Origin of the sequence: Streptomyces sp. SAI-135, from assembly GCF_029893805.1 — a bacterium.
In the GTDB taxonomy this organism is placed as follows: domain Bacteria; phylum Actinomycetota; class Actinomycetes; order Streptomycetales; family Streptomycetaceae; genus Streptomyces.
Genome location: NZ_JARXYP010000002.1, coordinates 1431552 through 1450360, shown reverse-complemented (window position 1 = coordinate 1450360; position 18809 = coordinate 1431552). Strand labels below are relative to the sequence as shown.

The following is an 18809-nucleotide window of genomic DNA, read 5'->3' as shown; positions in this document are numbered from 1 at the left end:
AACTGGCCCGCGGCTCACTGGCCCGGGGCTCACTGGCCTGGGGCTCACGGCCGGCCCGTGGCTCACAGCTGGCCGACGTCGGTGACCCGGACGACCGCGCGGCCCTCCGCGTCGGAGGCGGTCAGGTCGATCTCCGCGGTGATGCCCCAGTCATGGTCACCGTTCGGGTCGGCGAAGGTCTGCCGGACGCGCCACAGCCGGTTCTGCGGCTCCTCCTCGATCCGCAACAGCTTCGGGCCGCGGGCGTCGGGACCGGTGCCGAGGTCGTCGTACTCGTCCCAGTACTTGTCCATCGCCTCGCCCCACGCGTCGGCGTCCCAGCCGGACTCGCCGTCCATCTCGCCGAGCTCCTCGACCTGGTCCAGGGCGGCGAGTTCGACGCGGCGGAACAGGGCGTTGCGGACCAGGACACGGAAGGCGCGCGCGTTGGCGGTGACCGGCTTGACCTCGTCGGCCTTCTCCTGGGCCTCCTCGGCGGTCATCTCCTCCGGGTTGGCGAGCTGCTCCCACTCGTCCAGGAGGCTGGAGTCGACCTGGCGGACCGTCTCGCCGAGCCACTCGATCAGGTCCTGCAGATCCTCGGACTTGAGGTCGTCCGGGATGTTGTGGTCGAGCGCCTTGTAGGCGCTCGCGAGGTAGCGCAGGACAATGCCCTCGGTGCGGGCGAGGTCGTAGAAGGAGACCAACTCCGTGAAGGTCAGCGCCCGTTCGTACATGTCACGGATGACGGACTTCGGGGAGAGCGGGTGGTCGCCGACCCAGGGGTGGCTCTTGCGGTAGGTGTCGTACGCGTGGAAGAGCAGCTCCTCCAGGGGCTTCGGGTACGTGATGTCCTGGAGGCGCTCCATGCGCTCCTCGTACTCGACGCCGTCCGCCTTCATCGCGGCCACGGCCTCGCCCTTCGCCTTGTTCAGCTGGGCCACGAGGATCTGCCGGGGGTCGTCCAGCGTGGACTCGACGACGGAGACCATGTCCAGGGCGTAGGACGGCGATTCGGGGTCGAGCAGTTCGAACGCGGCGAGCGCGAACGTGGACAGCGGCTGGTTGAGTGCGAAGTCCTGCTGGAGGTCCACGGTGAGCCGGACGATGCGGCCGGTGGCGTCGGGCTCGTCGAGCTTCTCGACGATGCCGCCGTCCAGCAGCGAGCGGTAAATGGCGATCGCCCGCCGGATGTGCTTCAGCTGCTGCTTGCGCGGCTCGTGGTTGTCCTCCAGGAGGTGCCGCATCGCCGCGAAGGCGTTCCCGGGACGGGCGATCACCGACAGCAGCATCGTGTGGGTGACCCGGAAGCGGGACGTCAGCGGCTCCGGCTCGGAGGCGATCAGCTTCTCGAAGGTGTTCTCCGACCAGGCGACGAACCCCTCGGGCGCCTTCTTGCGGACGACCTTGCGGCGCTTCTTCGGGTCGTCGCCCGCCTTGGCGAGCGCCTTCTCGTTCTCGATGACGTGCTCGGGAGCCTGGGCGACGACGAAGCCTGCCGTGTCGTAGCCGGCCCGGCCCGCCCGGCCGGCGATCTGGTGGAACTCGCGGGCGCGCAGGGTACGGACGCGGTTGCCGTCGTACTTGGTCAGCGCCGTGAACAGCACCGTGCGGATGGGCACGTTGACACCGACGCCGAGGGTGTCCGTGCCGCAGATGACCTTCAGCAGTCCGGCCTGGGCGAGCTTCTCCACCAGCCGCCGGTACTTGGGCAGCATGCCGGCGTGGTGGACGCCGATGCCGTGCCGGACGTAACGGGAGAGGTTGCGGCCGAACTTGGTGGTGAAGCGGAAGTTGCCGATCAGATCGGCGATCTGGTCCTTCTCCTCGCGCCTGCACATGTTGATGCTCATCAGTGCCTGCGCCCGCTCCACGGCCTGCGCCTGCGTGAAGTGCACGATGTACACCGGCGCCTGCTTGGTCTCCAGGAGTTCCGTCAGGGTCTCGGTGAGCGGGGTGAACTTGTACTCGTAGGAGAGCGGGACCGGACGGGTGGCCGAGCGGACCACCGACGTCGGCCGGCCGGTGCGCCGGGTGAGGTCCTTCTCGAACATCGAGACGTCGCCGAGCGTGGCCGACATCAGGATGAACTGTGCCTGGGGCAGCTCCAGGATCGGGATCTGCCAGGCCCAGCCGCGGTCCGCCTCGGCGTAGAAGTGGAACTCGTCCATGACGACCTGGCCGACGTCCGCGTTCCTGCCGTCGCGCAGCGCGATCGAGGCCAGCACCTCGGCCGTGCAGCAGATGACGGGGGCGTCGGCGTTGACGGAGGCGTCGCCGGTCAGCATGCCGACGTTCTCCGTGCCGAACATCTTGCACAGCTCGAAGAACTTCTCCGACACGAGGGCCTTGATGGGCGCGGTGTAGAAGGTGACCTCGTCACGGGCGAGAGCGGCGAAGTGCGCACCCGCCGCGATCATGCTCTTGCCGGAGCCGGTGGGCGTCGACACGATCACGTTCGCCCCGGAGACCACCTCGATCAGCGCCTCCTCCTGGTGGGGGTAGAGCGTCAGACCCCGCTCCTCGGCCCACGACTCGAAGGCTTCGTAGAGGGCGTCAGGGTCGGCGGTCGGCGGCAGCTGATCGATGAGGGTCACCCACCCATCTTGCCTGCCCGGAGGCCCGATGGGGGAATCGGATGCCGGTGCGAAGATCACGACCAGTACGCTGTGTCGCCGACGAAGCGTCAGCGGCGCCGGTCAACTGGACAGTGGCACACGAGGAATGGGGCGGGCAACGCCGATGATGGGACCAGCACACTCACTGTCGGGCGCCGCGGCCTGGCTGGGCGTAGGAGCGGCGGCGGCCGCCACGGGGCACACCATGCCGTGGCCCGTTCTGCTGGCCGGAGCACTGATCTGCGCGGGCGCCGCGCTCGCCCCCGACCTCGACCACAAGGCGGCCACCATCTCGCGGGCCTTCGGGCCCATCTCGCGGGCCCTGTGCGAGATCGTCGACAAGCTTTCCTACGCCGTCTACAAGGCCACCAAGAAGCAGGGGGACCCGCGGCGCTCCGGCGGGCACCGCACGCTCACCCACACCTGGCTGTGGGCGGTGCTGATCGGCGCGGGCTGCTCGGTGGCGGCGATCACCGGGGGCCGCTGGGCGGTGCTGGCGATCCTGTTCGTGCACATGGTGCTGGCCATCGAGGGCCTGCTGTGGCGGGCGACCCGGGGCTCCAGCGCCGACGTCCTGGTCTGGCTGCTTGCCGCGACCAGCGCGTGGATCATCGCGGGCGTCCTGGACAAGCCGGGCAACGGTTCGGACTGGCTGTTCACGCAGCCGGGCCAGGAGTACCTGTGGCTGGGGCTGCCGGTCGTGCTGGGCGCGCTCGTGCACGACATCGGGGACGCGCTGACGGTCTCCGGCTGCCCGATCCTGTGGCCGATCCCGGTGGGCCGCAAGCGCTGGTACCCGATCGGCCCGCCGAAGGTCATGCGTTTCCGGGCCGGCAGCTGGGTGGAGCTGAAGGTGCTGATGCCCGCGTTCATGCTGCTCGGGGGAGTGGGCTGCGCGGCGGCCCTCAACTTCATCTGAGGCAGGGGCGCCGGGGTTCCCCGTCAGCCGCCCTGACCGGCCCCGCCGCCGTAGCGCCGTTCGAAGGCGGCCACGCGTCCCTCCGAGTCCACCGTCCGCGCCTTGCCGGTGTAGAAGGGGTGGCTCTCGGAGGAGATCTCCACGTCCACCACCGGGTACGTCTCGCCGTCGTCCCACTCGATGGTCTGGTCGCTGGTGGCGGTGGACCGGGTCAGGAAGGCGTAGCCGGCGGAGCGGTCGCGGAAGACGACCTCGTGGTAGTCGGGGTGCTTGTCCTGCTGCATGGCTGCTCCTCGGGAGGCAGGGAAAACGGCACGGGCAGTGCGGTGGCGGACGGTCCGGGAAGGGCCGGCCGGCCCGCGGGGGTCAGCCGGGCAGGGAGTCCTCGTCGACGATGTGCATCGCGGCCTCCTCCGCGGACGCGGCGGCACCGTCGATGCCCACGTCCATGGCGACCAGCGCGCTCTCCTCGTCCTCGTGCGCCCCCTCGTCGGGGGCCACGAGACGGCCGGAACGCAACGCGCCGACCTCGTTGTCCAGGAGCTCGCCGTCGGTGCCGTCGATGTCGCCGATGCCGTCGCCGTCGGCCGGCGCGAGGTCGGGCGTCTCCTCGGCGAGCCGCTGGTCCAGCGTCTCGCCCTGCCGGCGCTCCGCGGCCGTCACACCCCTGTGCTCCACCGCCCAGGGCCGCTCCGGAGGCGACCAGCCGCGGTCGAGGGGATCGCCGACGCCGTCGTCCTCCAGGGTGTCCTCCGCGTCGAGCAGACCCGCGTCGTCCTGGATCTCGGATGCGTCGGGCTGGTAGACGTCGTCTCCCCATCCGTCCGAGCTGTCCACGGGTACCTCCAGGTGAAGGGGACGGGCCCGGTCCTTCCGCGGCCCGGGACGGACCACGGACTCACGGGGCACTTGCCGCGCCCACCGTCAAATCATGCCGTCCGCGAGCGCTCCCTGAGCCGGTGCTGCTGTCCAGCCTTCCACCCCCTTTCGGAACCGCGCAACGCCACGTGGTCGCTGCGCCGGCTGGAGCGGGTGGGTTGCGGGGGGCGGGGTGGGAGGAGGCAGGCCTGGTGGGCGGTGGGATCGAGGGACTTGCGTCCAGCCTTTCGGTACCCCGACACGTCCAGGCGGCGCCCAGGCGAGTGCAGCACCCTGGGTCTCCCCTCCCTGGCCCCGGCAGCCCGCCCTGTTCCCGGCACCCGGCACCCGGCACCCGGCACCCGAACTGTCCCGGCCCCCGCACTCAGCCGCAGCCCCCCGCCGCAAGCCCCCCGGCCCGGCCCCGCCCCCTCACTCACCCGTCACTCTCACCGTCACTCACCCGTGCCACGACCTCCACAGCGCCGCATACGCCCCCTCCGCCGCGACGAGCTCGTCATGGCTGCCCAGTTCGCTGATGCGGCCGTTCTCGACGACCGCGATGACGTCCGCGTCGTGGGCGGTGTGCAGGCGGTGGGCGATGGCGACCACCGTGCGGCCGTCGAGGACGCGGGCCAGGGAGCGTTCCAGGTGACGGGCCGCCCGGGGGTCCAGCAGCGACGTCGCCTCGTCCAGGACCAGCGTGTGCGGGTCTGCCAGGACCAGTCGGGCCAGTGCGACCTGCTGGGCCTGGGCAGGGGTGACGGTCAGTCCGCCGGAGCCGACCTCGGTGTCGAGGCCGTCGTCGAGCGCCCGCGCCCATCCGTCCGCGTCGACCGCCCCGAGCGCCGCCCAGAGCTCGGCGTCCGTGGCGTCCGTCCGGGCGAGCAGGAGGTTGTCGCGCAGGGAGCCCACGAAGACGTGGTGCTCCTGGTTGACGAGGGCCACGTGCTCGCGGACCCGTTCGGCGGGCATCCGGGACAGTTCGGCACCGCCGAGGGTGATCCGGCCGTCCCGGGGAGCGTAGATCCCCGCCAGCAGCCTGCCCAGGGTGGACTTGCCGGCGCCCGAGGGGCCGACCAGCGCCAGCCTGGTGCCGGGCGGGACCTCGAGGGACACCTTGCGCAGGACGTCCACGCCCTCCAGGTAGCCGAAGTGCACCCGGTCCGCGTGGACGTCCCGTCCCTCGGGAGCCAACCCGGGCTCACCGCCGGCCGGCTCGATGTCCCGGACCCCGACGAGCCGGGCCAGCGACACCTGGGCCACCTGCAGCTCGTCGTACCAGCGCAGGATCAGCCCGACCGGGTCGACCAGCATCTGCGCGATCAGGGCGCCCGTCGTCAGCTGCCCGACCCCGATCCAGCCCTGGAGGACGAAGACACCGCCGACCATCAGCACCGACGAAAGGATCATCACATGGCTGACGTTGATGCACGGGAAGAGCACCGATCGCAGCCACAGCGTGTACCGCTCCCAGGCCGTCCACTCCCTGATCCGCCGTTCCGACAGCTCGATGCGACGCGCGCTCAGCCGGTGCGCCTCGACGGTGCGTCCGGCGTCCACGGTCTCCGCGAGGGCGGCGGCCACGGCGGCGTATCCGGCGGCCTCCGAGCGGTAGGCGGAGGGTGCCCGCTTGAAGTACCAGCGGCAGCCGACCACCAGCAGCGGCAGGGCGAGCAGCACCGCGGCGGCCAGGGGCGGCGCCGTGATCACGAGCCCGCCCAGCAGCAGGGCCGCCCACACCACGCCGATCGCCAGCTGCGGCACGGCCTCGCGCATCGCGTTGCCGAGCCGGTCGATGTCCGTCGTGATCCGGGACAGCAGGTCACCGGTCCCGGCCCGCTCCAGGACCCCCGGCGGCAGACCGACCGCCCGCACGAGGAAGTCCTCGCGCAGGTCGGCCAGCATGCGCTCGCCGAGCATCGAACCGCGCAGCCGCACCTGCCGTACGAAGACGGCCTGGACGACCAGTGCGATCACGAACAGCCCGGCCGTCAGCTCCAGATGGACTTCCCGGGCTCCGTCCGAGACCCGCTCGACGAGGTCGCCGAGGAGCCACGGGCCGACCATGGAGGCCACCACCGCGACGGTGTTGACGCCGACGAGCAGCGCGAAGGCGCGGCGGTGCCGCTGGAACAGTTCGGCCACGTAGGCGCGTACGGTCGCGGTGGCCCCGACGGGCAGGGTGTTCGCCGTCGTCGGTGCCGCCGGGTCGTACGCCGGTGGCGCCACGCCGATCATGCGCTCTCCTCGATCTCTTCCAGTTCCTGCAGTACGGCTTGCTCGTTCAGCACGTCGTGGTCGTGCAGCACGCGTTGCCCTGACCCTCGGGCCTCCGACGCGGTCTCCTCGTCCGTCTCACGGGTGACGACCGCCCGGTACCTCGGCTCCTTGCGCACCAGCTCGCGGTGCAGGCCGACCGCCGCGACCTCTCCCTCGTGCACGAGCACCACGCGGTCCGCGTGGTCCAGGAGGAGCGGCGAGGAGGTGAACACCACGGTGGTGCGCCCGGCCCGCAGATCCCGCACCCCCTGCGCGATCCGTGCCTCGGTGTGCGAGTCGACGGCGGAGGTCGGCTCGTCCAGGACGAGCACCTCGGGGTCGGTGAACAGGGACCGGGCCAGGGCGAGCCGTTGGCGCTGGCCGCCCGACAGGGACCGCCCGCGTTCGGTGATGCGCGCGTCCATCGGGTCCTCGGCGTCCAGGGACCCCTGGGCCAGGGCCGCCAGCACGTCCGCGCACTGCGCGGCCGCGAGCGCCTCGTCCGCCCCGACGTCACCCGAGGCGGGCACGTCGAGCAGTTCACGCAGGGTTCCCGAGAGCAGGACGGGGTCCTTGTCCTGGACCAGGACCGCCGTGCGTGCCGAGTCGAGCGGCAGCTCGTCCAGCGGCACGCCGCCCAGCCGCACCGAGGGGCCCATCTCCGAGGGGTGCCCGCCGAGGCGTTCGGCCAACAGCCCCGCCGCGTCCGGGTCGCCGCACACCACCGCGGTGAGCCGCCCGGCGGGGGCGAGCAGACCGGTGGCCGGGTCGTACAGGTCCCCGCTCGGCAGGCCGTCACCGTCACCGTCCTGGACTCGTCCCCGGTCCGAGCCCTCCGCGGACGTGGCCCGCTCCAGTGACAGCACCCGGGCGGCGCGTGTGGCCGAGGGCCGGGAGAAGGAGTACGCCATGGCGATTTCCTCGAAGTGTCGCAGCGGATAGGTCAGGATCATCACCGAGCTGTAGACGGCGACCAGTTCGCCGATCTCGACGCGGCCCTGCCGGGCCAGATGGATGCCGTACCAGACGACCGCGATCAGCAGCAGTCCCGGCAGCAGCACCTGGATCGCGGCGATCAGGGACCACATCCGGGCGCTGCGCACGGCCGCGTGGCGCACCTCCTGGGAGGCCCTGCGGTAGCGGTCGAGGAAGAGTTCCTCGCCGCCGATGCCGCGCAGCACCCGCAGACCGGCGACGGTGTCGGAGGCCAGTTCGGTGGCGCGTCCGGCCTTCTCGCGCTGGAAGTCGGCGCGTCGGGTCGCCCGGGGCAGCAGTGGCAGGGCCGCGAGGGCCAGGAACGGCAGACCGGCGGCGACCACCCCGCCGAGTGCGGGCTGGTAGACGACCAGGCCGGCGCAGACCACGACGACGGTGACCGCCGCCGCGGTGAACCGCGACCAGGCCTCCACGAACCAGCCGATCTTCTCGACGTCGCCGGTGGACACGGCCACGACCTCACCGGCCGCCACCCGCCGGGTCAGCGCCGAGCCCAGGGTCGCGGCCTTGCGGGCCAGCAGCTGCTGGACGCGCGCGGCGGCCGTGATCCAGTTGGTGACGGCGGTGCGGTGCAGGAAGGTGTCGCCGAGCGCGCTGCCGAAGCAGCACAGTGCCAGCAGGCCGCCCGCGAGGGCGAGCCGGCGGCCGGAGTGGTCGACGACCGCCTGGACGGCCACCCCGACGCACAGGGGCAGCGCGGAGATGGACAGGAAGTGCAGCAGTCCCCAGGCCAGTGACTTGAGCTGTCCGCCCAGCTGGTTCCTGAAGAGCCACCACAGGAACCGGGAGCCCGAGCGGGCGTCCGGCACTCCCGGGTCGGGATACGGAAGGTCTTGGATCTGCATGACGTGTGACGTCCCAGTGGCTCGTGTCAGGGGGGTGGGAGGGAGCCGCACACGGCGGCTGCAAACCGTGAAAGGTTCGCGGCAGAGCGTGCTCGGAGGCAACAGGTTTTCCGCGGCGCCGTACAGATCCGGCTGCCTGAGCGGAGGCGGCCCTCCGCGGGCCGCGGTGCGACCATGGAGCGATGCGAGGCGCAGGCGCACGGCGTGGCGTGGTGACGGCGACGGCCCTGACGGCGACGGTCCTGACGGCGCTGCTGGTCACCCTGGCAGGCTGCGGCGGCCCCGTCCCCGGCCCGCGGCACGGCGGCGGGCACACCAGGGCCGCGGACGCACCGGAGGCCGCGCCCACCCGCGTTCCCGGCGTGGGCGACCGTCTGCAGCGCCGCATCCCGGCCGCGTCCCGCCAGATCGTGGCGGTCTACGGCGACGGCAGGGACTCCGCCGACGCCACCGTCGTGCTCTACGTCAAACGCGGTTCCGGCTGGGACCGGCTCCGCGGCTGGCCCGCGCACAACGGCAGGAAGGGCTGGACCACCGACCATCGCGAGGGCGACCTACGCAGCCCCGTGGGCGTGTTCACGCTCAGCGACGCCGGGGGCGTGCTGCCGGACCCCGGAACACGGCTGCCGTACACCCGGTCCGCCGCCATGGCGGCCCCGCGCTGGTGGCCGAAGTCCTACTGGCACGACTTCGACCACGTCATCGCGATCGACTACAACCGGGTCGAGGGCACCCCGCCGAACGACCAGGCGCGGCCGCGGGGTGTCGACAAGGGCGGCGGCATCTGGCTGCACATGGACCACGGCAGCGGTACGTCGGCCTGTGTCAGCGTCTCCGGGCCGGCGATGCGGTATCTGCTGCGCACTCTCGATCCGGACCTGCGTCCCGTGGTGGTGATGGGGGACAGGGCGGACCTGGCGGACTGAGTCCGGCGGGGGAGGCGTCATTGCGGGAGACGCCCCACTCGCCGTAGAACACGGCCATGAAGAGACGGATCGTCATGTCCATGTTCGCAGGAGCGACCCTCCTGGCGAGCACCCTGCTCGGAGCGGCTCCCGCCCGGTCCGCGGAGGTCCCGTCCCCGGCGGCCCGACAGGCCGCAGTCCCCGCCGAGTTCGGCACCGACTGGCACGACCCCATCACCGCGGCCCCGCCCGTCACCAGGCCCTCGGGCAGGTCCTGCCAGGTCACGGTCGCCGAGGCTCAGTTCCGCGACTTCACCCCCTACACCGGCCGTTACGCACCGCCCGAGGGGTGCGGTGACAGCTGGAGCAAGGTCGTGCTGCGCATGGACGGCAAGGTCAGGGGGCGGCAGTTCGACCGGCTCGGGTACCTGCACGTCGGCGGGGTCGAGATCTTCCGTACGTCCACGCCGCAGCCCTCGCCCGACGGCATCGAGTGGTCCGTGGAGAAGGACGTCACGCGCTACAGCGACACCTTCCGCGGCAGCCACGACGTCGAGATGCTCATCGGGAACGTCGTCGACGACACGTACACCGGGATCATCGACGTGAAGGTCACGCTCACCTTCTACCAGGGGCGCCAGGCCCCCGCGCCGGACCGTGTGCTGACGCTCGACCAGGACACCCTGACCACCCCGCGCAACAGCGAGCGCATCGTCGCCGAGGTGTACGCCACCGGCTCCGGCGGCGGTTGCGAGGAGTACTGGTACCTGGCGGTGCCGTCGAACGCCCCGTACTCCTGCCGGGCCGACGGCGGCCCCTACCGCGAGGTGCAGATCAGGGTGGACGGCCGACTCGCGGGCATCGCCGCCCCGTTCCCGACCGTGTGGACGGGCGGCTGGTCCAATCCCTTCCTCTGGTACGTCGTTCCGGGCCCCCGCGCCTTCGACGTCAAGCCGATCGAATACGACCTGACGCCCTTCGCCGGCATCCTCAACGACGGGCGCCCGCACCGCGTGCAGGTCCAGGTGGTCGGTGTCCCCGAGGGGCAGCCGGGCTGGAGCACCCCCGTGAACGTCCTCGTCTGGCAGGACGCGGGGCGGGCGCACGTCACCGGGAAGCTCACCATGCACACGAGCGGCGATCTCGCCGACTCCGCCACGTACACGCCCGGTTCGGAGCACCGCGTGGACACCGAGGGCAGCCATCGCCTCACCGTCGCCGGATACGTCGACACCTCGCACGGCCGGGTCACGACCACCGTCCGCCGCTCGCTGGCGAACACCTCCGTGCACCGCTGGGCCGAGGGCGAGAACCCCGACGCGCTCAAGGCGACCTGGACGGACGACGAGTCGGTCACCGTCGACGGCCGGGGCCCGGCCCGGACCACCCGCACCCACCGCACGTACACGATGGACGGCACCACCGTCGTCGGTGCGGGCGACCGGCTGCGCACCGTGCTGACGCTCGGTGACCGGGCCGACGTCACGGAAACCCGATCGGGCCACCGCACGGCGAGGTACCGGCTCGACGACACCTACGCGGGCGACGCCACGTACACGATCAACGTCCCGCGCGACCAGCGGCACGCGGTCGCGACGACGAGCGAGCGCTACCGGATCCGCGGTTCGGACGGCTGCTACGACCGCTCCCTCACCACCGTCCAGGGGGTGCTGACCGAAGAACGCGGAGGCTGCTGAGGCCTGTTGTGTGCGGTGCGTCACAGGCAGCGTGATTTACGCGGCTGAAACGCGACGGTTTCGCGCGTGATCAACGGCCCCTCCAGAGTGATCGCCACGGAAATCGCTTTCCGTATCGCAGAAGTCATCCCCGGACTTCTGCGGGTCCCCGTCGCTCAAGGAGTGCCCGTGCCGCCGTCCGTCCCGTCCCTGCCGCGACGCGTCGCACACATACTGCGTACCTCTCTGTTCGCGCAGGTCGCCTGCGCGCTCGTGCTCGGCGTCCTCGTCGGAAAGCTCTGGCCCGGCTTCGCCTCGGACCTCCAGCCGCTCGGCGACGGCTTCACCCGGCTCATCAAGGCGATCATCTCGCCGCTCGTGTTCTGCGTGGTCGTCGTCGGCATCGCCAGGGCCGGTGACCTGAAGGCGTTCGGCCGGATCGGGCTCAAGGCGCTGATCTGGTTCGAGGTGGCGAGCACCCTCGCGCTGCTCATCGGTCTGCTCGCCGCCAACGTCGTCCAGCCCGGCTCGGGCATGCACGTCGACCCGGCGACGCTCGACCCGTCGGCCGTGGACGCCAAGACCGGCGGCGGGCACCTGCCCTCGACGACCGAGTTCGTCGTCAACGCGCTGCCCACCAGTTTCATCGGCGCCTTCGCCGAGAACTCCCTGCTCCAGGTGCTCGTCCTGGCCTGTCTGGTGGGGGCCGCCCTGCTGCACCTCGGCCACACCAGGGTCCCCCAGGTGCTGCCCGCCGTCGAGCAGGCTCAGGAGATCATCTTCGCGGTCGTCGGCTTCGTGATGCGCCTCGCGCCCATCGCGGTGTTCGGCGCGATGGCCGTCCTGATCGGCCAGTACGGCCTCGGCGTCATCGAGACCTACGCCAAGCTGATCGTCCTGTGCTACGCGGCCGCCGCGCTGTTCGTCGTGCTGCTCGCCGTCGCGCTCAAGGCGCTCACCGGACTCAGCCTCTGGAAGTTCCTGCGCTACATCCGCGAGGAGATGCTGCTCGCGCTCGGCACCGCGTCCACCGAGTCCGTCATGCCGCGCGTGATGCAGAAGCTGCGCAAGGCCGGTGCCCGCGACGACGCCGTCGGGCTTGTGCTGCCGACCGGTTACTCCTTCAACCTCGACGGCGCCTCGCTCTACCTCTCCATCGGCACGCTGTTCATCGCACAGGCGGTGGGCGTCGACCTCGGCCTGGGCCAGCAGATCACCGTGGTCCTGGTGCTGATGCTGACCAGCAAGGGCATGGCGGGCATCCCCGGTTCGGCCTTCCTCGCCCTGTCGGCGACCGCGTCCTCGCTGGGTGCCATTCCCGCCGGTGCCGTCGCCCTGCTCCTCGGCGTGGACCGCATCATGGACTCGATGCGCGTCGTGACGAACCTGCTCGGCAACTGCGTCGCGGTCTTCGCGGTCTCCCGCTGGGAGGGGGCGCTGGACATCGCCCGGGCGAGGAGCGTGCTGGGCGGCGAGAGCGTGCCCGTGCAGGAGGACGAATCCGTACGGGCGAAGACCACCGGAGAGCCGGTTCCCGAGGCCCGCTGACGCCGGTCCCGAACGGGGTGTGGCCACCACTTCACCGAAGTGGTGGCCACACCCCGTTCAGCACGGTCCGTCCGCCAAGGTGTCCAGCAACCGGCCGAGCACCTCACGCTGTTCGCCCGACAGGGGGGCGAGGATCTCCTCCGCGGCGGCCCTGCGCACGTCCCGCAGCTCCTGGAGCGTCTTCACACCGTCCTCGGTGAGCTCGATGCGGATCACCCGCCGGTTGGCGGGATCGGGCACCCGGCGCACCTTGCCGCTCGCCTCCAGACCGTCGACCAGGCTCGTCACCGCGCGCGGCACCACCTCCAGCCGCTCCGCGAGATCGGCCATGCGGGGCGGTGTCTCCCAGTGCGCGAGCGTGCGCAGCAGCCGGGACTGGGCCGGGGTCACGCCGAGACCGCGCTCGTGCAGCTGGCGCTTCTGGATGCGGTGCACCCGGCGCGTGAGCCTGAGCAACTGCTCGGCGAGCAGACTGTCGGAATCGGGCGTGGTCATGCGGGAACAATATCAGGACCACGTTCATTGTGAGCATAGGTAACAATGAGCTAGGCTCCGACAGTCCGCTTCATCTCACCCTCCGTAGGAGACCATGCCCCGCGATCACATCGACTGGACCCCCGCACCAGGCACCTCGACCGACCAGCCCCGTCAGGTGCGCCGCATCCTCCGGCTCTTCAAGCCCTACCGCGCCAAGCTCGCCGTCGTCGGCCTGCTGGTCGGCGCCTCCTCCCTCGTCACCGTGGCCACCCCGTTCCTGCTGAAGGAAACGCTGGACGTGGCCATCCCCGAGGGCCGCACCGGGCTGCTCACCCTGCTCGCGCTGGGCATGATCCTCAGCGCCGTCCTCACCGGCATCTTCGGCGTCCTGCAGACCCTCATCTCCACGACGGTCGGCCAGCGCGTCATGCACGACCTGCGCACCGCGGTCTACGGCCGCCTCCAGCGCATGTCGCTCGCCTTCTTCACCCGCACCCGCACCGGCGAGGTGCAGTCCCGCATCGCCAACGACATCGGCGGCATGCAGGCCACCGTCACCTCGACCGCGACCTCGCTGGTCTCCAACCTGACCAGCGTCGTCGCCACGATCGTCGCGATGATCGCCCTCGACTGGCGGCTGACCGTCGTCTCGCTGCTGCTGCTCCCGGTGTTCGTGTGGATCAGCCGCCGGGTCGGCAACGAACGCAAGAAGATCACCACCCAGCGCCAGAAGCAGATGGCCGCGATGGCCGCCACCGTCACCGAGTCGCTGTCCGTCAGCGGCATCCTGCTCGGCCGCACCATGGGCCGCTCCGACTCGCTGACCCGGTCCTTCTCCGACGAGTCCGAGAGCCTGGTCGACCTCGAGGTGCGGTCGAACATGGCGGGGCGCTGGCGCATGGCCGTCATCGGGATCGTCATGTCCGCGATGCCCGCCTTCATCTACTGGACCGCGGGCATCGCCCTCCAGGCCGGCGGCCCCGACATCTCGATCGGCACCATCGTCGCCTTCGTCTCGCTCCAGCAGGGCCTGTTCCGCCCGGCCGTGAGCCTCCTGTCGACCGGCGTCCAGATCCAGACCTCGCTCGCGCTCTTCCAGCGCATCTTCGAGTACCTCGACCTGCCCATCGACATCACCGAGCGCGAGGACCCGGTCCACCTCGACCGCGTCAAGGGCGAGGTCCGCCTGGAGAACGTGGAGTTCCGCTATGACGCCGGGGAGGACGAACGGGGCCCCGTCCTCGACGGCATCGACATCGACGTCCCCGCGGGCAGCAGCCTCGCGGTCGTCGGGCCGACCGGCGCCGGCAAGTCCACGCTCGGTTATCTGGTCCCGCGGCTCTACGACGTCACGGGCGGCCGGGTCACCCTGGACGGGGTGGACGTCCGCGACCTCGACTTCGACACCCTCGCGCGGGCCATCGGGGTCGTCTCGCAGGAGACGTACCTCTTCCACGCCTCGGTCGCCGACAACCTGCGCTTCGCCAAGCCGGACGCCACCGACGAGGAGATCGAGCAGGCGGCGCGGGCGGCCCAGATCCACGACCACATCGCCTCGCTGCCGGACGGGTACGACACCGTCGTCGGCGAGCGGGGCCACCGCTTCTCCGGGGGCGAGAAGCAGCGTCTGGCCATCGCGCGGACCATTCTGCGGGACCCGCCCGTCCTCATCCTGGACGAGGCGACCAGCGCGCTGGACACCCGCACCGAACACGCGGTGCAGGAGGCCATCGACGCGCTCTCGGCCAACCGCACCACGCTCACCATCGCCCACCGGCTGTCCACCGTCCGCGACGCCGACCAGATCGTGGTCCTCGACTCGGGCCGGGTCGCCGAGCGCGGTACGCACGAGGAGCTGCTGAAGCTGGAGGGGCGGTACGCCGAGCTCGTGCGCCGGGACGCCCGGCTGGACCCGGTGCGCGAGGACGCGCAACTGGAACCGACCAGCTGAACCGAGACCGACAAACCGAAGATATGCCTGGTTTGTAACGTTATGCGGGTTACCGTGCCCGCATGCACAGGAACACTCCGCCACGGAGCACGATTCGACTGACGCGCCGGGGCCGACTCGTCCTCATCGCGACCGGGGCCGTCGTGGCCGGCACCGCCGTGGCGGTGCCGCTGCTGAGCCTGCAGGGCGAGGGGGAGAAGGAGTCCGCCACCCTGGTGATCCCGGAGGGCTGGCGGGCCGGGCAGGTCTACGACGCCGTCGACAAGGCCCTCGCCCAGCCGCCGGGCACCGCCAAGAAGTCCCTGGCCAAGGCGGACCTCCACCTGCCCGCCGACGCGGAGGGCAATCCGGAGGGCTACCTCTTCCCGGCGACGTATCCGCTGGAGCGCAACGGGAGGAGGGCGACGCCAGAGGCGCTGCTCTCGTTCATGGTCGACACCGCGAACAAGAAGTTCAACGGCGCTCCCATCGCGGCCGGCGCCCAGCGCAACGCGATGAACGTCTACCAGGCGGTCACCATCGCGAGCATCGTCCAGGCCGAGGCGGCGAACAAGGCCGACATGGGAAAGGTGGCCCGGGTCGTCTTCAACCGCCTGGAGCGCGGGATGCCCTTGCAGATGGACTCCACCATCAACTACGCGCTGAACCGCTCCACCCTGCGCACGACCGGCTCCGACCTCCGCATCGACAGCCCCTACAACTCGTACCAGCGCATGGGCCTGCCGCCGACCCCGATCGACAACCCGGGCGAGGACGCGATGCGCGCGGCGATCAACCCCACGCCGGGGGACTGGCTGTACTTCGTCACGGTGAAGCCGGGGGACACCCGGTTCACCAACAGTTTCGAGGAACACCGGCGCAACGTCGCCGAGTTCAACAAGAACCAACGCAACCCGTCCTGAGAAGCCGCGAGTGACGGGCCGTCAGGCAGCGGCGGGCACCGCCGTCAGCAGCCGCCTGATGTCCCGCACGGCCGCACGGCCCGCCCGGTTGGCGCCGATGGTGCTCGCCGACGGACCGTATCCGACGAGATGGACCCGGGGGTCGGCGACCGCACGCGTGCCCTCGACCCGGATCCCGCCACCGGGCTCGCGCAGCTTCAGTGGGGCCAGGTGCTCGATGGCGGGCCGGAACCCGGTCGCCCACAGGATCACATCGGCGTCCACGTGCCGCCCGTCGTTCCAGTCCACGCCCTCGGCCGTGATCCGGTCGAACATGGGCTGCCGGTCGAGGACCCCGTCCGCGATCGCCTGCCGGACCGCGTCGTTCAGCGGCAGTCCGGTCACCGAGACCACGCTCTTCGGCGGCAGTCCCTGCCGTACCCGCTCCTCGACCAGCGCCACGGCCTCGCGTCCGACGTCCTCGGTGAAGGGGCCCTCGCGGAACACCGGCTCGCGCCTGGTCACCCAGGTGGTGGCGGCGGCGTACGGGGCGAGCTCCATGAGGTGCTGGGTGCCGGAGGCGCCCCCGCCCACCACGACCACCCGCAGCCCGGCGAACGCCTCGGGCCCGGGGTACTGGGCGGTGTGCAACTGCCGCCCCCGGAAGGTCTCCTGGCCGGGATAGCGCGGCCAGAACGGCCGGTCCCAGGTGCCGGTCGCGTTGATCAGCGCCCGCGTCGACCAGACACCGTCCGAGGTCTCCACGAGCAGCCTGCCGTCACTGCCCTCGCGCACCGCGCGGACGTCGACGGGGCGCCGGACCCGCAGGTCGAAGGCCCGCTCGTACGCCGTGAAGTACTCGGCGATCACCTGCGACGAGGGCCGCTCCGGATCGGCATCCGTGAGCTCCATCCCCGGCAGCGCGTGCATCCCGTGGACCTTGCCGTAGGTCAGCGACGGCCACCGGAACTGCCAGGCGCCGCCCGCGGCGGGGGCGTGGTCCAGCACCACGAAGTCCCGCTCCGGCTCGAAACCGGTGCGGCGCAGGTGATAGGCGCTGGACAGACCTGCCTGGCCGGCGCCTACGACTACTACCTCGACCTCGCACGTGTTGTTCACCCTTCTACCAACCGCGGTGAGGTCGTGGATCTTCCCGGGGCGGCCTGCGGGAGGCGTGGCTTCTTGGGGATCGGCGCCAGCGCGCTTGGCGGAACGGGCCGTGCATGACGAGTGAATCCGGCGGGAGGGGTGAGGATGGGAGCATGTCAGACGCTTTCACCACCCGAGTCCTGAACGTCGCCTCCGGTTCGTCGGAGCGGATCGTCGACCTCACCGGCGACTGCGAGGCCTTCCTGAGGGAGGCCGCCGCGGGCCGTGACGGCCTCCTCAACGTCTTCGTCCCGCACGCGACGGCAGGCGTGGCGATCATCGAGACGGGCGCCGGCAGCGACGACGACCTCCTGGCCGCCCTGCACACCCTCCTCCCGGCCGACGACCGCTGGCAGCACCGCCACGGCAGCCCCGGCCACGGCCGCGACCACGTCATGCCGGCGATCGTGCCTCCGCACGCCACGCTGCCGGTGGTGAACGGACGGCTGGAGCTGGGTACTTGGCAGTCGGTGTGCCTGGTGGACACCAACAGGGACAACCCGCAGCGCAAGGTGCGTCTCACCTTCCTCGCCGGGTCCTGACCCGCACCGCTCCGGCTGCTCCGTTCAGGTGAGGGCGGTGGCCAGCAGGGCGAAGGCGGCGACGATGACGGCGACGCGGACGTAGTGGAGGCGCTCCCAGCGGTTCAGCTGCTGCTTCCAGTCGGCGGGCCGCGTCTCGGGCGTCCAGGTCTTGTTCCGGTTGTTGATCGGGACGAGCAGCAGAATCGACATGACGACGCTGAGGAGGAGCAGTCCGGCGGCGGTGACGACGAGCCCGGTGCCGTCGTGCTGCCGTCCGGCGACGGCCCAGAGCGCGGCGAGGACCAGCGAGCCGATGTACCAGAACGGCATCACGGCGCCGAGCATGCGGCCGCCGTGGGCGTGGCCGCGTTGGGCGCTGTCCTCGGGAAGCGCGTTGAGGATCGGGTTCATGACGAAGGCGACGGAGAACTCCACCCCCACCATCACGCCCACGACCACGGTGGTGACGACCTCGAGTGCGATGAGCATGGTCCTGCCCCCTACTGACTCCGACATCTGAGATCTAGCGTTGCTAGCGAATAAGGCGACACTAGTACTGCTGACGCTCGATTGTCTAGCAGTGCTAGAATCCAGGCATGTCGGTACAGGATCGCAAGCAGCGCGAACGGGCGGAGCGCGAGCGCCTCATCGTGGCGACGGCCCGGGAACTCGCCGAGCAGCAGGGCTGGGACGCGGTCACCACCCGCCGGCTCGCCGAGCGCATCGAGTACAGCCAGCCCGTCCTCTACAGCCACTTCCGCGGCAAGCGGGAGATCATCGGCGCCGTCGCCCTGGAGGGCGCTTCGGAGCTGGCCGCGGCGGTGCGGGCCGCGGCCGCCGCCGCGGACGGCCCGCGCGCGCGGATCCTCGCCCTCGCGCGCGCCTACCTCGACTTCGCGGACCGCAAGCCGGCGGTCTACGACGCGATCTTCCAGCTCGACGGCGGTCTGGCGTTCGCCCGGGAGGACACCCCGCCCCAGCTCAAGGACGCTTTCGCCGCTCTGCTGGAGAGCCTGGGCGAGGCCGCCGGCGACGGCGTCCACCCGGGAGTGTTCACCGAGCTGTTCTGGGCGTCCCTGCACGGCCTGGCCACCCTGTCCCGAGCAGGCCGCCTGCCACCGGAGTACACCGAGCAGAGGCTGGACCTGCTGGTGGACCGGCTCGCCGTGCTCTGACGGCACCCTCCCGGCGCGCGGCCCGCCCTCGTGGGGCAGAACCGGA

The 18809-nt window shown here is 71.2% G+C and carries 16 protein-coding genes; 8 read left to right on the top strand and 8 right to left on the bottom strand.

The window, feature by feature from the left end; translation table 11 throughout:
- Positions 1 to 62: 62 nt before the first annotated feature.
- Positions 63 to 2576, bottom strand: a complete 2514-nt coding sequence (locus tag M2163_RS10940; protein WP_280852973.1) for a DEAD/DEAH box helicase — start codon at positions 2574 to 2576, stop codon at positions 63 to 65.
- Positions 2577 to 2721: 145 nt separating this feature from the next.
- Here M2163_RS10940 and M2163_RS10935 point away from each other — a divergent pair, with 145 nt between their 5' ends.
- Positions 2722 to 3516, top strand: a complete 795-nt coding sequence (locus M2163_RS10935) for a metal-dependent hydrolase (protein WP_037707763.1) — start codon at positions 2722 to 2724, stop codon at positions 3514 to 3516.
- 23 nt (positions 3517 to 3539) lie between these two features.
- On the opposite strand, the gene M2163_RS10930 is transcribed toward M2163_RS10935, so the two are convergent.
- The 4 genes from M2163_RS10930 to M2163_RS10915 all read right to left on the bottom strand — a co-directional run bounded on the left by M2163_RS10930 (position 3540) and on the right by M2163_RS10915 (position 8477).
- Positions 3540 to 3800 (bottom strand): type B 50S ribosomal protein L31, encoded by a 261-nt coding sequence (locus tag M2163_RS10930; RefSeq protein ID WP_280852974.1) that lies wholly within the window; start codon positions 3798 to 3800, stop codon positions 3540 to 3542.
- An 82-nt stretch (positions 3801 to 3882) separates the two neighbouring features.
- On the bottom strand, positions 3883 to 4353 hold the full coding sequence (locus M2163_RS10925; protein ID WP_280852975.1) for a DUF5709 domain-containing protein: 471 nt from the start codon (positions 4351 to 4353) through the stop codon (positions 3883 to 3885).
- Positions 4354 to 4833: 480 nt separating this feature from the next.
- Complete coding sequence (locus tag M2163_RS10920) at positions 4834 to 6615, bottom strand: ABC transporter ATP-binding protein (protein ID WP_280852976.1); 1782 nt, start codon at positions 6613 to 6615, stop codon at positions 4834 to 4836.
- The gene (locus M2163_RS10915; protein ID WP_280852977.1) at positions 6612 to 8477 is read right to left on the bottom strand and encodes an ABC transporter ATP-binding protein; all 1866 of its coding nucleotides are present in this window, start codon (positions 8475 to 8477) and stop codon (positions 6612 to 6614) included. Before M2163_RS10915 ends, M2163_RS10920 begins: the two co-directional genes overlap by 4 nt.
- Positions 8478 to 8659: 182 nt before the next feature.
- Between M2163_RS10915 and M2163_RS10910 the strand changes: the two genes are divergently transcribed.
- The 3 genes from M2163_RS10910 (at position 8660) to M2163_RS10900 (ending at position 12606) form a co-directional block, all read left to right on the top strand.
- A complete protein-coding gene (locus tag M2163_RS10910) occupies positions 8660 to 9403 on the top strand; it encodes a hypothetical protein (protein ID WP_280852978.1) in 744 nt (247 codons plus the stop codon).
- A gap of 56 nt (positions 9404 to 9459) precedes the next feature.
- Complete coding sequence (locus tag M2163_RS10905) at positions 9460 to 11079, top strand: peptide-N4-asparagine amidase (RefSeq protein ID WP_280893868.1); 1620 nt, start codon at positions 9460 to 9462, stop codon at positions 11077 to 11079.
- Positions 11080 to 11247: 168 nt separating this feature from the next.
- A complete protein-coding gene (locus tag M2163_RS10900; RefSeq protein WP_280893867.1) occupies positions 11248 to 12606 on the top strand; it encodes a cation:dicarboxylase symporter family transporter in 1359 nt (452 codons plus the stop codon).
- Positions 12607 to 12663: 57 nt separating this feature from the next.
- On the opposite strand, the gene M2163_RS10895 is transcribed toward M2163_RS10900, so the two are convergent.
- Positions 12664 to 13101: a MarR family transcriptional regulator gene (locus tag M2163_RS10895; protein ID WP_280852981.1), complete on the bottom strand. Its 438-nt coding sequence runs from the start codon at positions 13099 to 13101 to the stop codon at positions 12664 to 12666.
- A gap of 94 nt (positions 13102 to 13195) precedes the next feature.
- On the opposite strand from M2163_RS10895, the gene M2163_RS10890 reads away from it, so the two are divergent.
- Positions 13196 to 15034, top strand: a complete 1839-nt coding sequence (locus M2163_RS10890; RefSeq protein WP_280893866.1) for an ABC transporter ATP-binding protein — start codon at positions 13196 to 13198, stop codon at positions 15032 to 15034.
- A 62-nt stretch (positions 15035 to 15096) separates the two neighbouring features.
- Entirely contained in the window at positions 15097 to 15936 is an 840-nt protein-coding gene (gene mltG / locus M2163_RS10885; protein WP_280893865.1) for an endolytic transglycosylase MltG, read from the top strand.
- A 21-nt stretch (positions 15937 to 15957) separates the two neighbouring features.
- On the opposite strand, the gene M2163_RS10880 is transcribed toward mltG, so the two are convergent.
- On the bottom strand, positions 15958 to 17034 hold the full coding sequence (locus M2163_RS10880) for an NAD(P)-binding domain-containing protein (protein ID WP_280852984.1): 1077 nt from the start codon (positions 17032 to 17034) through the stop codon (positions 15958 to 15960).
- Positions 17035 to 17177: 143 nt separating this feature from the next.
- Between M2163_RS10880 and M2163_RS10875 the strand changes: the two genes are divergently transcribed.
- Positions 17178 to 17606: a secondary thiamine-phosphate synthase enzyme YjbQ gene (locus M2163_RS10875; RefSeq protein WP_280852985.1), complete on the top strand. Its 429-nt coding sequence runs from the start codon at positions 17178 to 17180 to the stop codon at positions 17604 to 17606.
- Between the two features lie 24 nt (positions 17607 to 17630).
- Here M2163_RS10875 and M2163_RS10870 read toward each other — a convergent pair whose 3' ends face one another.
- Positions 17631 to 18077: a DUF1772 domain-containing protein gene (locus M2163_RS10870; RefSeq protein ID WP_280852986.1), complete on the bottom strand. Its 447-nt coding sequence runs from the start codon at positions 18075 to 18077 to the stop codon at positions 17631 to 17633.
- Positions 18078 to 18184: 107 nt separating this feature from the next.
- Here M2163_RS10870 and M2163_RS10865 point away from each other — a divergent pair, with 107 nt between their 5' ends.
- Complete coding sequence (locus tag M2163_RS10865; protein ID WP_280852987.1) at positions 18185 to 18763, top strand: TetR/AcrR family transcriptional regulator; 579 nt, start codon at positions 18185 to 18187, stop codon at positions 18761 to 18763.
- Positions 18764 to 18809 lie beyond the last annotated feature (46 nt).